This is a genomic window from Sphingobium sp. TomMM7A (assembly GCF_055397305.1).
This window is the reverse complement of record NZ_AP027311.1, coordinates 1,259,653-1,274,520: the sequence shown is the minus strand read 5'-3', so window position 1 is coordinate 1,274,520 and position 14,868 is coordinate 1,259,653. Positions and strand designations below refer to the sequence as shown.

Sequence of the window (14,868 nt, the reverse complement as noted above, 5' to 3'; positions counted from 1 at the left end):
CGTTCGCCCTGAGCCTGTCGAAGGGCTTCACTTATCTTTTCAGAAAGGAAAGGGCTTCGACGGGCTCAGCCCGAACGGGTCGAGAGATTCAGATTGAACGCTCTCTACTCTAACCGTCAAAAATCGCTTCATGCTTTTGCTGCTTTGATGGGTAGCAAATGGCGGAACGAGGCGCTAAGGGCCTCTGGCGCGCGCCCCCATATAATTATCGGCGCGGACGGAGGACATCTTAAACCATGGCCGAATTCACCCTGCCCAAGAACAGCAAGATTTCCGGTAAGGGCGTGACCCACAAGGCGCCTGACGGTGCAAGCAACGTCAAGAGCTTCAAGGTCTATCGCTACGATCCCGACTCGGGTCAGAATCCGCGCTATGACACGTTCGAGATCGACCTCGACAATTGCGGTCCGATGGTCCTCGACGCGCTGCTGAAGATCAAGAATGAATATGATCCGACGCTGACCTTCCGCCGTTCGTGCCGCGAAGGCATTTGCGGTTCCTGTTCGATGAACATGAACGGCAAGAACGGCCTTGCCTGCACCACCTCGATCGAGGAGTGCGCGGGCAAGGAAGTGCGCGTCACGCCGCTGCCGCATATGGACGTGATCAAGGACCTGGTGCCTGACTTCACCCACTTCTATGCGCAGTACAATTCGATCAAGCCCTGGCTGCAAACCGTCAGCCCCGCGCCCAGCGGCAAGGAACGTCTCCAGTCGCCCGCAGACCGCGAAAAGCTCGACGGCCTGTATGAGTGCATTCTGTGCGCCTGCTGCTCGACCAGCTGCCCCAGCTACTGGTGGAACTCCGACAAGTTTCTCGGCCCCGCCATCCTGCTTCAGGCCTATCGCTGGCTGGCTGACAGCCGTGACGAATTTACCGGCGAGCGCCTCGATGAGCTGGAAGATCCCTTCCGCCTCTATCGCTGCCACACCATCATGAACTGCGCGAATGTCTGCCCCAAGGGTCTCAGCCCGGCCAAGGCGATCGCGGAGACCAAGAAGATGATGGTCGAACGGCAGCTTTAATCCAGTGGACGATAATGCTGGTCCTGTAAGCCTGGTGCTGGAAGGTCCGTGGGCTGACTGGCTGCGTTGGAGCGATCCGGTTCCGGAGACGTTCCTCAGCACATCGGTCGGCCCCAGCTATTCGCAAGGTGCGGGTGATCGCCGCGCCACTGTGATGCTGGAAACCCGTCCGTCGCACGCCAATCGCAACGGCGCGCTGCATGGCGGCTTTCTCGCGGCCTTTGCCGACCATGCTTATTTTGCGGCGCTGGCGGCCATGGGGCGTCCCGAGCAGGCTGCTGCCGTCACTGTCGATCTTTCCATGCAATATTGCGGCTCCGGTAAAGTCGGCCAGCCGTTGCGCGCCGATGTTGAGGTTTTGCAGGAAACCGGGCGATTGTTCTTCATGCGGCTGACCCTGCATCAGGATGACGGGCTGGTCGCTTCCTCGACCGCCACGGTGCGAAAGGTGCCGGTCCCCAAATGAGCAGCGTAATCGAGCGTTATCGCGCGCTCGTCGCGGCTGGGGAATTGCGTCGTGATCCGGATCAGCAGGCCGCAGCGGCGCGGCTGAACGCGCTTCAGCAGGAATTGGAAGCGGCTCCCCCTCGCGGATCGACCTTGTGGAAATTGCTGCGAAAGGCGCCCGAACCGCCACGCGGGCTCTACATGTGGGGTGGCGTCGGCCGGGGCAAGTCGATGCTGATGGACCTGTTCTTCGACACCGTGCAGGTCAAGCGCAAGAAGCGCGCCCATTTCCATGAATTCATGCTCGACGTGCATGCGCGGCTGGCGGAGGTTCGCAAGGCGGAGAAGGGCGATCCCATCCCTCCGGTCGTGGACTCGCTCGCCGAAGAGGCGCGGCTGCTCTGCTTTGACGAGATGGTCGTGAATAACATGGCCGACGCCGCCATCATGTCACGCCTGTTCACCGGGCTGCTGGACAAGCGGGTGACGGTGGTCACGACCTCCAACCGCGCGCCGGATGAACTCTATAAGGACGGCCTCAATCGTCAGCTTTTCCTGCCGTTCATCGACCTCATCAAGGATCGTCTGGACGTCCTGACCCTCGATGGACCGACTGACTACCGGCTCGACCGTTTGGGCGACGCGCAGCTTTGGCATTCGCCCAATGGTCCAGCGGCGACCAAGGCGCTTTCCGAAGCGTTCTTCCGCCTTACCGATTATCCGGTGGAGGATCGGGCAAAGGTTCCTGTGGAGGACATAAAGGTGCAGGGTGGGCGCACCTTGCATGTGCCAAAGAGCCTGAAGGGTGTGGCAGTCTTTTCCTTCAAGCGCCTATGTGCTGAGGCGCGCGGCGCGCCGGATTATCTGGCGATCGCGCGGCGCTTTCATACCGTCATCCTCGTCGGCATCCCGGTGCTGGGGCCTGAGAACCGCAACGAAGCCGCCCGCTTCGTCACGCTGATCGACGCCTTGTACGAATATAAGGTCAAGCTGCTCGCATCGGCCGATGCGGAACCCGCGCAGCTCTATCCTCGTGGCGACGGAGCGTTCGAATTCGAACGCACGGTTTCGCGCCTGATGGAAATGCAGTCGGACGACTATCTCGCCCTCGGGCACGGCCCGAAATAGTGCCGGTCGGCGCTGCGGGGCACTCATTCATCACATTGAAAATGGCCCGGACGCTTCCTTATGAGAGGAAGCGCCCGGTAGGTGGCCGCTGCGGGACAAGTCAGCGCCAGGGTAGAAGCGCGTAACGAACAGGGGCAAAAAACTCTTAATGAAACTGCGAATGAATTGCAAAGATAAATGTCTCAAACCCCGTTTAGTTGGTTGAATCATTAATGAGATCGGCTTAAGCGGGCGGGCAATCCCAATTTCCGTGCTTGGAGGATGATTGCATATGGCCCGTAAGAAGATCGCGCTGATCGGCGCTGGCAATATCGGTGGTACGCTCGCGCATCTCGCCGCTCTCAAGGGTCTGGGCGACATCGTCCTCTTCGACGTGGTCGAAGGCGTTCCTCAGGGCAAGGCGCTCGACCTGTCGCAGTGCGGCCCGGTCGAAGGTTTCGACTCGAAGATCATCGGCACCAACGACTATGCCGACATCAAGGACGCCGACGTCATCATCGTTACCGCCGGTGTCGCCCGCAAGCCGGGCATGAGCCGCGACGATCTTCTGGGCATCAACCTAAAGGTCATGAAGTCCGTGGGCGAGGGCATCAAGAATAACGCCCCCAACGCCTTCGTCATCTGCATCACCAATCCGCTCGACGCGATGGTGTGGGCGCTGCGCGAATTCTCCGGCCTGCCGCACAACAAGGTCGTCGGCATGGCAGGCGTTCTCGACTCCGCACGCTTCAGCCACTTCCTCGCTGAAGAATTCCAGGTGTCGGTGAAGGAAGTGACCAGCTTCGTTCTCGGCGGTCATGGCGACACCATGGTGCCCGTCGTCGAATATTCGACCGTCGCCGGCATCCCCATCCCCGACCTCATCAAGCAGGGTCGCTCCACCAAGGAGCGCATCGACGCCATCGTTCAGCGCACCCGTTCGGGCGGCGGCGAGATCGTCGGCCTGCTCAAGACTGGTTCCGCTTTCTACGCGCCCGCCACCAGCGGCATCGCGATGGCTGAAGCCTATCTGTTCGATCAGAAGCGCCTGCTGCCCTGCGCGGCGAACCTGACTGGTCAGTATGGCGTCGACAACCTCTATGTGGGCGTGCCCGTGATCATCGGCAAGGATGGCGTCGAGCAGGTCATCGAGATCGAGCTGGACGATGAGGCCAAGGCGAACCTTCAGGTGTCGGTGGACGCGGTCAAGGAACTGCTGGAAGCCTGCAAGGGTATCGACCCTTCGCTCGCCTGATCTGACAAGCTGCACCGACATGCCCCAGGTGAGTGAGCAGCCTGGGGTATGACGCCTTCACTTGAAGTGCCACCTCCACAGAATGCAAAGGGACTGACATGTCCATTCTGGTGAACAAGAACACCAAGGTCATTACGCAGGGTATGACCGGCGCTACCGGCACCTTCCACACCGAACAGGCGCTGGCCTATGGCACGCAAATGGTCGGCGGCGTTACGCCGGGCAAGGGCGGCACGACCCATATCGGCCTGCCCATGTTCGACACCGTCGCGGAAGCCAAGACGAAGACCGGCGCCGATGCATCCGTCATCTACGTTCCGCCGCCATTCGCAGCTGATTCGATCCTGGAAGCGATCGATGCGGAAATCCCCCTGATCGTTTGCATCACGGAAGGTATTCCGGTGCTGGACATGGTTCGCGTGAAGCGTGCCCTGTCGGGTTCGAAGTCGCGTCTGATCGGTCCGAACTGCCCCGGCGTCCTGACCCCCAATGAATGCAAGATCGGCATCATGCCCGGTTCGATCTTCTCCAAGGGTTCGGTTGGCGTCGTATCGCGTTCCGGCACGCTGACCTATGAAGCCGTGTTCCAGACCACCAATGCGGGCCTGGGCCAGACCACGGCTGTCGGCATCGGCGGCGATCCGGTCAACGGCACCAACTTCATCGACGTGCTGGAGCTGTTCCTGGCCGATGACGCGACCGAATCGATCATCATGATCGGCGAAATCGGCGGCGACGCGGAAGAGCAGGCTGCCCAGTTCCTGATCGACGAAGCCAAGAAGGGCCGCAAGAAGCCGATGGCTGGTTTCATCGCGGGCCGCACGGCGCCTCCGGGCCGCCGCATGGGCCATGCCGGTGCGATCGTGTCGGGTGGCAAGGGCGACGCGGAAAGCAAGATCGCGGCGATGGAAGCAGCCGGGATCAAGGTTGCCGCCAGCCCGTCCGAACTGGGCTCGACGCTTGTCGAAGTCCTGAAGGGCTAAGCAAAGGCAGACAAGGTGGCCGGGCTGCACCCCGGCCGTCTTGATACCCGCTTCGCGACTGCACGCGGTCGGTATGGGACTTAAGGCATGGGTTACGAGAACCAGGACTTTGAAACGGAACGCGGGCCGAGCTGGGCACGCCCCAATTGGCCGCTGTCGGACACCGATGATCTGACCGGTGCGCTCGATCCGACGCAGATGCAGGTGGCGGTGAAGGCTGCCGCCAAGGCTGCGGGCAAGTCAGTCTCTGACGCCGACGCAGTCAGCGCCGCTGACGATGCGATCCGTGCGCAGTTGCTGATCCGCACCTATCGCGTGCGGGGCCATCTCGCGGCCAATCTCGATCCCCTGGGGCTTACTCAGCGTGAACTGCCCGCAGACCTGACCCCGGAATATCATGGTCTCACCGACCTTGAGCGGAAGATATATCTGGGCGGCACACTGGGCCTGCAATATGCCACAGTGCGCGAGATCGTCGCGATCCTGCGTGCCAATTATTGCGGCAATGTCGGCCTGGAATATATGCACATCGCCGATGTCGAGGAACGCGTGTTCCTCCAGGACCGGTTGGAGGGCAAGGACAAGGAGATTCACTTCACGCCTGAAGGCAAGAAGGCGATCCTGTCCAAGGTGATCCAGGGCGAGCAGTACGAGAAATTCCTTGGCCGCAAATATGTCGGCACCAAGCGCTTCGGTCTGGATGGTGGCGAGTCCATGATCCCCGCGCTTGAAGCCATCATCAAACATGGTGGTGCGCTGGGCGTGCGCGAAATCGTTTACGGCATGGCCCATCGCGGCCGCCTGAACGTACTCGCCAACGTGATGGCCAAGGGCTTCCGCGTCATCTTCCACGAATTTTCGGGCGGCACTGCGAACCCCGAGGATGTCGGCGGATCGGGGGACGTGAAATATCATCTCGGCACCTCCACCGACCGCGAATTTGACGGCATCAAGGTGCACATGTCGCTGGTGCCCAACCCGTCGCACCTCGAAACCGTCGATCCGGTGGTTCTGGGCAAGGTCCGCGCGCAGCAGACTTTCCGCGATGATCTGGAGAAGCATGAGCAGGTCCTGCCTGTGCTGATCCACGGCGACGCGGCCTTTGCTGGTCAGGGCATCGTCTGGGAATGCCTCGGCTTCTCCGGCGTTTCCGGTTACAATACTGGCGGCTGCATCCACTTCATCGTCAACAACCAGATCGGCTTCACGACGAGCCCGCAATTCTCGCGCGGTTCGCCCTATCCGAGCGATGTGGCGAAGGGTGTTCAGGCGCCGATCCTGCACGTCAATGGCGACGATCCGGAAGCTGTGACCTTCGCGTGCAAGCTGGCGATCGAATATCGCCAGACCTTCCATCGCGACATCGTGATCGACATGTGGTGCTATCGCCGCTTCGGTCACAACGAAGGTGATGAACCGAGCTTCACGCAACCGCAGATGTACGCGAAGATTCGTCAGCATCCCCCCGTGAGCGACGTCTATTCGGCGCGGCTGAAGGCGGAAGGCGTGGTGGACGATGATTTCGTCAACAAGGTGACGGGCGACTTCGTCAACCATCTGGAAGAAGAGTTTGAAGCGGCCAAGAGCTACAAGGCCAATAAGGCCGACTGGTTCGCTGGCCGCTGGTCGGGTTTGCACAAGCCGGCCGACGCCGAAACATCGCGCCAGAATGTCGAAAGCGCGATCAGCCAGAAGCTGTTCGATAGCCTGGGCAAAACGCTAAGCACGGTTCCGGAAGGTCTGAACGTCCACAAGACGCTCAAGCGCGTGATCGACGCCAAGGCGGAGATGTTCAAGTCGGGCCAGAATTTCGATTGGGCGACTGGTGAGGCGCTCGCTTTCGGTTCGCTTCTGTCCGAAGGCTATGGCGTCCGCTTGTCGGGTCAGGATTCGGGACGCGGTACGTTCAGCCAGCGTCACGCGGTCTGGGTCGATCAGGATAGCGAGAGGAAATATGTCCCGCTTTCGACCGTGCCGCATGGCCGGTTTGAGGTGCTGGATTCGCCGCTGTCTGAATATGGCGTGCTCGGCTTTGAATATGGTTTTGCGCTGGCTGACCCCAAGAGTCTGGTGTTGTGGGAAGCGCAATTCGGCGACTTCGCTAACGGCGCGCAGATCGTGTTCGACCAATATATCGCCTCGTCCGAGACGAAGTGGCTGCGTTCGAACGGTCTCGTCTGCCTGCTGCCCCACGGCTATGAGGGGCAGGGGCCAGAGCATAGCTCGGCGCGTCTGGAACGCTTCCTTCAGCTGTGTGCGGAAGGAAATATTCAGGTCGCCAACATCACGACGCCGGCCAATTATTTCCACGTCCTGCGCCGTCAGATGCTGCGCCCCTTCCGCAAGCCGCTCATCATCATGGCGCCGAAGTCGCTGCTGCGGCACAAGCTGGCGGTGAGCAAGGCCGAGGATTTTGTGGGGGAGACGCATTTCAAGCGCATCCTGTCCGATCCGCATGCAGCGGCGGACGCTGACACGAAGCGGCTGGTCCTGTGCTCCGGCAAGGTCTTCTATGATCTGCTCGAAGCGCGCGACGCGGCGGGTGACAAGGATGTTCAGATCGTTCGTATCGAGCAGATCTATCCTTTCGCCACCGAAGCGTTGGCCACGCGCATCAAGCGCATGACCAACCTGGAAGAGGTGGTCTGGTGCCAGGAAGAGCCGCGTAACAATGGCGCATGGTTCTTCGTCGAACCTTATGTCGAGGAAGCGCTGGGCCTTGCCGGCAAGGCGCCGATGCGTGCGCGATACGCGGGCCGCAAGGCTGCTGCTTCGCCTGCGACGGGCCTCGCCAAGCGCCATGTCGCCGAACAGGGCGCCCTTGTAGCCGATGCGCTGGGTCACAGCGTTCGTGAAGAAATCCGCCGCCAGAAGAAAGGCTGACACAGCTCATGGCAACTGAAGTCAAAGTCCCCACGCTGGGCGAATCCGTTACCGAAGCGACCGTTGGTCAGTGGCTGAAGAAGCCCGGCGAGGCGGTGAAGGCCGATGAGCCGATCGTCAGCCTGGAAACCGACAAGGTGGCGGTGGATGTGCCCGCACCGGTCGCGGGAACCTTGGGCGACATCATCGCCAAGGAAGGCGACACGGTGAACGTCGGCGCGCTGTTGGCGATGATCAACGAAGGCGGGGCTGCTGCTGCGACGCCCGCAGCTGCCCCGGCTTCCGCTCCGGCTGCCAAGGCGGAGGTTGCGATGCCTGCTCCTGCGGCTTCGGCGCCTGCTGATGAGGATGAGGGCGGCAATCTGACGCTGTCTCCAGCGGTTCGCCGCTTAGTGCTGGAGCATGGACTCGACCCGAGCAAGATCAAGGGCACCGGCAAGGACGGCCGCCTGACGAAGGATGACGTGATGGCCGCCGTGGCTGCGGGCACGGCCAAGGCGACGGCGTCAGCACCGGCTGCCGCGCCTGCTGCCGAGGCGCCTGCTGCTGGCCCGAGCCGTCGTCAGGAGCGCGTCAAGATGACGCGCCTGCGCCAGACGGTCGCCAAACGCCTGAAGGAAGCGCAGAATAACGCGGCGCTGCTGACCACCTATAATGACGTCGATATGACAAATGTCATCGAAGCGCGGGCGAAGTATAAGGACCTGTTCGAAAAGAAGCATGGTGTCCGTTTGGGCTTCATGGGCTTCTTCACCAAAGCCGTCTGCATGGCGCTGCGCGACATTCCGGGCGTCAACGCGCAGATCGAAGGCGATGAGATCGTCTATAACGACTTCGCCGATATTTCGGTGGCCGTGTCGGCCCCGAACGGCCTGGTCGTGCCGGTGATCCGCAACGCTGAAAGCCTTAGCGTCGCTGACATCGAAAAGACGATTGGCGGCTTTGGCAAGAAGGCCAAGGAAGGCACGCTGACCATGGAAGATATGAAGGGCGGAACCTTCACCATCTCCAATGGCGGCGTCTTTGGTTCTCTCCTGTCGAGCCCCATCATCAACCCGCCGCAGTCGGCTGTTCTGGGCCTTCACCGGATCGAAGATCGTCCTGTCGTCCGCGACGGTCAGATCGTCATCCGTCCGATGATGTATCTGGCGCTCAGCTACGACCATCGCCTGATCGATGGTCGTGAAGCGGTGACCTTCCTGGTCGCGGTCAAGAACGCGATCGAGGATCCGACCCGTCTGCTGATCGACCTGTAAGATCAACCTTTAATTCCGTTCGGGCTGAGCCTGTCGAAGCCCTGTCCTTTCTAGGGGACGAAAGAAAAAGTAATGCCCTTTGACAGGTTGGGACGAGACAAGCGGCTCGGAACAAGGGCGAACGGAGATTGAGATGGCTGACTTCGATTATGACGTCCTGGTGATCGGCGCGGGTCCGGGGGGCTATGTCGCTGCCATCCGCGCGGCTCAACTGGGTCTCAAGACCGCGTGCGCCGAGAGCCGTGAAACGCTGGGCGGCACCTGCTTGAATGTCGGCTGCATTCCGTCGAAGGCGCTGCTGCACGCATCGGAGCTTTACGAGGAGGCCGCAGGCGGCGCGCTCGCAAAGCTTGGCGTCAAGATCGACAAGATGAGCCTTGATCTGGATACCATGCAGGGCCAGCGCAAGGATGCCGTGAAGGGCCTGACGGGCGGCATCGAATTCCTGTTCAAAAAGAACAAGGTCGACTGGTTGAAGGGGCGTGCGAGCTTTACCGGCGCGAACACGGTCGATGTCGCGGGCAAGGCCGTGACCGCGAAAAATATCATTATCGCGACGGGTTCCTCCGTGACGCCGCTGCCGGGCGTCGAAGTGGAAAATGACAAGGGCCTGATCGTCGATTCAACCGGCGCTCTGGAACTGGACAAGGTTCCGGATCACCTCGTCGTCATCGGCGGGGGCGTCATCGGGCTGGAACTGGGGTCGGTCTGGCGCCGTCTGGGCTCGAAGGTGACGGTCGTCGAATTTCTCGACCAGATCCTGCCGGGCATGGATGGCGAGGTTCGCAAGGAAGCGAACAAGATCTTCAAGAAGCAGGGCTTCGAATATAAGCTCGGCACCAAGGTCACGGGCGCTAAGGCACATAAGAAGGGCGTCAGCCTGACGGTTGAGCCTGCCGCAGGCGGGGCTTCGGAGACGATCGAGGCTGATGTCGTGCTGGTGTCGATCGGCCGCCGTCCCAATACAGATGGACTGGGTCTCGACAAGATCGGCCTTGAGCTGAATGCGCGCGGGCAGATCGAAACCGATCATGACTTTGCAACCAAGGTCCCCGGTGTTTGGGCCGTCGGCGATGTGATCCCCGGCCCGATGCTCGCGCATAAGGCTGAGGACGAGGGCATTGCCGTCGCCGAGAATATCGCCGGGCTGACGGGGATCGTGAACCATGCGGTGATCCCGTCGGTGGTCTATACCAAGCCTGAGATTGCAGGCGTCGGCCTTACCGAGGAAGCCGCCAAGGAGCGCGGTGCGGTCAAGGTCGGCAAGTTCCCGATGATGGCGAATAGCCGCGCCAAGACCAATCATGAGCCTGATGGCTTTGTGAAGGTGATCGCCGATGCGGAAACCGACAGGGTCCTGGGCGTGTGGATCATCGCGACCGTGGCTGGCACGATGATCGCGCAAGCGGCACAGGCGATGGAATTCGGCGCATCGAGCGAGGATATCGCCTATACCTGCCACGCGCATCCGACGCATAGCGAAGCGATCAAGGAAGCGGCAATGGCAGTCATGGGCAAGCCGATCCACATGTGATCGGCGCCTTTGGCGAAGTTGGAAAGGGCCGCCGCTGTGCGGCCCTTCTGCTTTTCAGGCGCTGGCGATGCGGGGCGTGGACGCCGCCGCTATGGTTGGTGAGGATAGCGCGCGCCGGATGCAGACCCGGTTCCGGCCACGAGCCTTTGCGTCATAGAGTGCCTCATCCGCGCGAGCGATGGTGTCGTGGATTGACGTGTCGCTGCGTTGAGTGGTCGATAGGCCAAAGCTGGCAGTCAATGGACGGCTGAGCCGTAGTTGCTTTGCAATCGTCGCGGTGAAGCCTTCGCGCAGCTTGTTCGCGATCTCCGCCGCATGTGCTGCATTGATGCCCGGTAGGAATAGGACAAATTCCTCTCCACCGAAGCGGGCCACGACCGCGCCCTCCGGAGCCAATGTGGTTAGAAGACGAGAAAGCGCCCTGATCACCTGGTCGCCGGATGCGTGACCATATTCGTCGTTGATGGTCTTGAAATGGTCGATGTCACAGACAATGAGACTTCCTGCGGGCAGCCCATCCGATTGCCTACGCTGGATGGCGTCATCGAATCCCCGACGATTGAAGAGGCCGGATAACGGATCGACCATGGCTTCCCGCTGATAGCGACCCAGTATGTCGATCACCTGCGTCGCAAGAGCAGCGAACGCGAGAAACAAGCCAAATATGCATGCAAGCGCCTGCATCAAAAAAGCATATTCGCTGGTGAGGAAGTCGCCATTCTCCGACAGCGTGAGCGGGACAGTGGTGCCGCGAACGAAATTATCCAATGCGACGAGCGATGCAGCGGCGAACAACGTCCGATCGGCCCCTGTACGCAAGTGATCCTTCGCCGCGACAAGGGGAAGTCCGATCAGGAGAAAGCAGCCAAAGTCCGAGGCGACCAGCTCGAGCGGTAGATTGTCCATCGCATAGGCGAGGATGCACAGCAGGATCGAGCCGCCCCAGATCATCAGCCGCGCCGTCAGAAGCCAGGACGGTCGCCAGCGTTGCAACAGGGCCTGACCGAAAAGCAGAAACCCGGTGGCAAACAGCAGATCAGCAATAATGCTCCAGACAGGGTCAGGCATCGCGGCAAAACCGACGGGTGCCGCAAATCCTGCGGCGACGCAGAAGAAGGCCGCGCTCCACCAGGCAGCGGCCCGCACATGCCAGTTACAGATGATCAGGAACGCGATACCAAAGCTGGCCATCATGATCGGCAGGAAGAAAGCGAAATTTTCTCCCATGCTGACTGCCTTTACCTGATGTTACCCGGAGGATCGGCAGGCACGAAGCCGCCGTTGGGGCGGCGGTATAAGCCTTTGTTTAAAAAATACTTCCAAAATCGACGAGATGTTCATCCGCTATGGATCAAACGGCCAACGATCAGCCTGGCCAACCTTCAAGAAGCGGCATCAGTTCATCGAAATGATCTATGACCGCGTCTGCTTCCAGTTGTTCGACGGGGCCGTCGAGGAAGCCGAAGCTGACCGCTATGCTTGGTACTCCCGCGTTACGAGCGCCCGCGATGTCGTTGATCGTGTCGCCGAGGAATATCGTGCGGCCGCCGCCAGCGCGCGCGATCATCTCGTGGATCGGCGCCGGGTCCGGCTTTGCTACGCCAAGTGTGTCGCCGCCGATGACGCTGACGAAACGTTCGGAAAGGCCGATCTGATGGAGCAGGGGAATAGTGAAGCGTTCAGCCTTGTTCGTGCAGATCGCAAGCTTCGCGCCCGCTTTGTCCAAAGCCTCCATCGCGTCCATGAGGCCGGGATAGGGGACCGAATGGATGGCGAGATTCTGCTCATAATAATCGAGCAATGTCGGCAGCATCCGAGCCAGCAGGGCGTCATCATAGCCGCCCGATGCGGTTAGCGCTCGTTCCAGCATGACTTTCGCGCCCTTGCCCACGAACGGGCGGATGGCATCGACGGGAAAGGGCGGGCGGCCATCGGTCGCGATCGCGTAATTGACTGCCGCGGCGAGGTCGCCGCTCGTGTCGAGCAAGGTGCCGTCGAGGTCGAAGCCCACTATATCGAAGGGAATGCTGGTCATGCGCGGCTCATGCTGCCTCTCCGGTGGCAAAGGCAAGGCAAACGTGGCAGAGAGCGATCAGATTCATAACCTTCCTGCTAAGAGGACGCGTTCCGCCGTGACCGCCACCCGCCCACTCGCCGTCATCATCCTTGCCGCCGGGCAGGGTACGCGCATGAAGTCAGCCAAGCACAAGGTGCTCCATCCGGTCGCGGGTCGGCCAATGTTGCTGCATCTGTTGGCCAGTGTCGCGGAGCTTCAGCCCGAGCGGCAGGTCGTCGTGGTTGGCGCGGGCCGTGAGCAAGTGGAAGCCGCCGTCGCCGGAACTGGCGCGGTGATCGCCGTGCAGGAGCAGCAGTTGGGTACTGGCCACGCGGTTGCCCAGGCGCATGACGCGCTTGCCGGTTTTGCGGGTGACATTTTGATCCTGTATGGCGATGTGCCGCTTGTGCGGGCGGAAACCATGCGGGCCATGCTGGACCGGCTGAACCTGGGAGATGACCTGCGCGCGGTGGTGCTGGGCTTCAGACCCGAGGACGCGGGCGCCTATGGGCGGATCATTACCAACGGCCAAGGCATCATCGGCAAGATGGTCGAATATAAGGATGCCGACGCGGCGGAACGGGCGGTGACGCTGTGCAACTCCGGCCTGATGGCTGTACGATCCACGGATCTTTTTGTCCTGCTCGACAAGATCGGCAACGACAATGCGGCGGGCGAATATTATCTGCCCGACATCATCATGTTGCCCGGCGCTCAAAGTGCCGTCATCGAAACCGAGGCGTGGGAAGTGGCTGGCGTGAACAGCCGCGCGGAACAGGCGGTGATCGAGGCTGCTTGGCAGGACCGGCGGCGTAGCGAGGCGATGCGTGATGGCGTGACGCTGGTAGCGCCGGAAACCGTATTCTTCGCGCATGACACCGAACTTGGCCGCGATGTCATGGTCGAGCCGAATGTCGTATTTGGGCCGGGCGTGACGGTGGCCGACGATGTGGTCATCCACGCCTTCTCGCACATTGAGGGCGCAACCATCTCTAAGGGTGCCGAGATCGGCCCCTATGCGCGACTGCGTCCCGGTGCCCAAATTGGCGCGAAGGCTAAGGTCGGCAATTTCGTCGAAGTCAAAAAGGCGGAGCTGGGCGAAGGCGCGAAGGTCAATCACCTGTCCTATATTGGCGATGCCACCATCGGGGCAGGCGCCAATGTCGGCGCGGGTACGATCACCTGCAACTATGATGGCTTTTTCAAATATAAGACGGAAATCGGCGCGGGGGCGTTCATCGGCTCCAACAGCGCGCTAGTCGCTCCGGTCAAGATCGGGGCAGGCGCGATCGTCGGCGCAGGGAGTGTGGTGACTAAGGAGGTGGAGGCGGACGCTCTTTGCCTCGTCCGGCCCGCGCAGGAGGGCAAGCCCGGATGGGCGGCGCGGTTCCGCGCTGGAATGCAGGCGCGCAAAGCGGCCAAGTGAAATCCCCATCTGGTCGTAGAGGGTGCCTTTGGGCGCTGCTGATGCTGGGCCTGATTGCGGCAGGCTCTTGCATCTGGCTTATCGCTAATGCGCGGGCCACGCCGGTGGTGCGCCGGATGGAGATCGCGCTACCATTTCCGGAAGGCGCGCCGCGACGGTCGTTGACGGTCGCGCTGATGACCGATTCTCATTTGTCGGGACCGGATAACAGTCCCGATAGGATGGCGCGGATCGTGCGTCAGGTGAACGGTCTGAAGCCCGATCTTATCCTGCTGGGCGGGGACTATATCGGCGATCATAAGGGCGGTGCGGTTTATGATCCGGTCGCGAGTATCGCGCCCTTTTCAGCTCTTCGTGCGCCGATGGGTGTACTGGCGGTGCTCGGTAATCACGACGCGCGCCGTTACGCGAAGATCAGCCGCACCCAATGGCGCGCCCTCTTTCGGCGGATCGGGATCACCCTTTTGACCGATCAGGCCGTGCGCCGGGGGCCGCTGGTGATCGGCGGGTTGCGCGATATTTACACTGACCGCCCGGATGTCCCCGGCGTGTTGCAGGAGATGGAGGATATGGGCGGCGCTCAGATACTCCTTTCCCACGGGCCTGACGTTTTCCCTTCCCTGCCCGACAGGTCGTTGCTGGCGATGGTGGGGCACACGCATTGTGGTCAGGTGGCGCTGCCCTTTGCTGGGATTGTCTATGTGCCGTCCCGCTTCGGCACCCGCTATGCTTGCGGCGTCTATCGTGACGATGCGAAATCCATGGTCGTGTCGGCGGGGATCGGCACCAGTGGCCTGCCGATCAGGCTGCGTTCGCCGCCAGATGTCTGGCTGGTTACAATTCGTCCAGAATGACTGTCTACCCTGTCGCTGATCCGTCGATCATGGCATAGGTGG

At 61.1% G+C, this 14,868-nt stretch carries 12 protein-coding genes; 10 read left to right on the top strand and 2 right to left on the bottom strand.

From position 1 onward, the window contains the following. Positions 1-236 precede the first annotated feature (236 nt). From ACZ5ZH_RS06485 to lpdA, 8 genes are all read left to right on the top strand, one after another. Positions 237-1,025 (top strand): succinate dehydrogenase iron-sulfur subunit, encoded by a 789-nt coding sequence (locus tag ACZ5ZH_RS06485; protein WP_460986101.1) that lies wholly within the window; start codon positions 237-239, stop codon positions 1,023-1,025. Between the two features lie 4 nt (positions 1,026-1,029). Beyond that, positions 1,030-1,491 (top strand): PaaI family thioesterase, encoded by a 462-nt coding sequence (locus ACZ5ZH_RS06480; RefSeq protein ID WP_464772549.1) that lies wholly within the window; start codon positions 1,030-1,032, stop codon positions 1,489-1,491. Next, positions 1,488-2,600, top strand: coding sequence for a cell division protein ZapE (gene zapE / locus ACZ5ZH_RS06475; RefSeq protein ID WP_464772548.1), 1,113 nt, complete (start codon positions 1,488-1,490; stop codon positions 2,598-2,600). The genes ACZ5ZH_RS06480 and zapE overlap by 4 nt, the downstream gene beginning before the upstream one ends. 271 nt (positions 2,601-2,871) lie before the next feature. Then, positions 2,872-3,834, top strand: a complete 963-nt coding sequence (gene mdh / locus ACZ5ZH_RS06470; protein WP_449473341.1) for a malate dehydrogenase — start codon at positions 2,872-2,874, stop codon at positions 3,832-3,834. A 98-nt stretch (positions 3,835-3,932) separates the two neighbouring features. After that, the gene (gene sucD, locus ACZ5ZH_RS06465; RefSeq protein ID WP_464772547.1) at positions 3,933-4,817 is read left to right on the top strand and encodes a succinate--CoA ligase subunit alpha; all 885 of its coding nucleotides are present in this window, start codon (positions 3,933-3,935) and stop codon (positions 4,815-4,817) included. 87 nt (positions 4,818-4,904) lie between these two features. Next, entirely contained in the window at positions 4,905-7,700 is a 2,796-nt protein-coding gene (locus ACZ5ZH_RS06460; protein WP_464772546.1) for a 2-oxoglutarate dehydrogenase E1 component, read from the top strand. Between the two features lie 8 nt (positions 7,701-7,708). Then, positions 7,709-8,956 carry a 2-oxoglutarate dehydrogenase complex dihydrolipoyllysine-residue succinyltransferase gene (odhB, locus tag ACZ5ZH_RS06455; RefSeq protein WP_460986096.1) on the top strand — a complete coding sequence of 416 codons (1,248 nt, stop codon included), beginning with the start codon at positions 7,709-7,711 and terminating at the stop codon, positions 8,954-8,956. Between the two features lie 133 nt (positions 8,957-9,089). Continuing rightward, entirely contained in the window at positions 9,090-10,490 is a 1,401-nt protein-coding gene (gene lpdA / locus ACZ5ZH_RS06450) for a dihydrolipoyl dehydrogenase (RefSeq protein WP_460986095.1), read from the top strand. A 54-nt stretch (positions 10,491-10,544) separates the two neighbouring features. On the opposite strand, the gene ACZ5ZH_RS06445 is transcribed toward lpdA, so the two are convergent. Beyond that, complete coding sequence (locus tag ACZ5ZH_RS06445) at positions 10,545-11,717, bottom strand: GGDEF domain-containing protein (protein ID WP_460986094.1); 1,173 nt, start codon at positions 11,715-11,717, stop codon at positions 10,545-10,547. Positions 11,718-11,856: 139 nt separating this feature from the next. After that, positions 11,857-12,525 (bottom strand): HAD family hydrolase, encoded by a 669-nt coding sequence (locus ACZ5ZH_RS06440; protein ID WP_460986093.1) that lies wholly within the window; start codon positions 12,523-12,525, stop codon positions 11,857-11,859. 154 nt (positions 12,526-12,679) lie between these two features. Here ACZ5ZH_RS06440 and glmU point away from each other — a divergent pair, with 154 nt between their 5' ends. Further along, complete coding sequence (gene glmU, locus ACZ5ZH_RS06435) at positions 12,680-13,972, top strand: bifunctional UDP-N-acetylglucosamine diphosphorylase/glucosamine-1-phosphate N-acetyltransferase GlmU (RefSeq protein ID WP_449474648.1); 1,293 nt, start codon at positions 12,680-12,682, stop codon at positions 13,970-13,972. A 41-nt stretch (positions 13,973-14,013) separates the two neighbouring features. Next, complete coding sequence (locus ACZ5ZH_RS06430) at positions 14,014-14,826, top strand: metallophosphoesterase (protein WP_464772545.1); 813 nt, start codon at positions 14,014-14,016, stop codon at positions 14,824-14,826. The last annotated feature ends 42 nt before the right edge of the window (positions 14,827-14,868 follow it).

Bases quoted from the DNA above. Each gene is read 5' to 3' on its own strand.
- ACZ5ZH_RS06460 (WP_464772546.1), top strand. From the start codon at position 4,905: ATGGGTTACGAGAACCAGGACTTTGAAACGGAACGCGGGCCGAGCTGG.
- odhB (WP_460986096.1), top strand. From the start codon at position 7,709: ATGGCAACTGAAGTCAAAGTCCCCACGCTGGGCGAATCCGTTACCGAA.
- glmU (WP_449474648.1), top strand. From the start codon at position 12,680: ATGAAGTCAGCCAAGCACAAGGTGCTCCATCCGGTCGCGGGTCGGCCA.
- sucD (WP_464772547.1), top strand. From the start codon at position 3,933: ATGTCCATTCTGGTGAACAAGAACACCAAGGTCATTACGCAGGGTATG.
- mdh (WP_449473341.1), top strand. From the start codon at position 2,872: ATGGCCCGTAAGAAGATCGCGCTGATCGGCGCTGGCAATATCGGTGGT.
- ACZ5ZH_RS06485 (WP_460986101.1), top strand. From the start codon at position 237: ATGGCCGAATTCACCCTGCCCAAGAACAGCAAGATTTCCGGTAAGGGC.
- ACZ5ZH_RS06440 (WP_460986093.1), bottom strand. From the start codon at position 12,525: ATGACCAGCATTCCCTTCGATATAGTGGGCTTCGACCTCGACGGCACC.
- lpdA (WP_460986095.1), top strand. From the start codon at position 9,090: ATGGCTGACTTCGATTATGACGTCCTGGTGATCGGCGCGGGTCCGGGG.
- zapE (WP_464772548.1), top strand. From the start codon at position 1,488: ATGAGCAGCGTAATCGAGCGTTATCGCGCGCTCGTCGCGGCTGGGGAA.
- ACZ5ZH_RS06445 (WP_460986094.1), bottom strand. From the start codon at position 11,717: ATGGGAGAAAATTTCGCTTTCTTCCTGCCGATCATGATGGCCAGCTTT.
- ACZ5ZH_RS06430 (WP_464772545.1), top strand. From the start codon at position 14,014: ATGCTGGGCCTGATTGCGGCAGGCTCTTGCATCTGGCTTATCGCTAAT.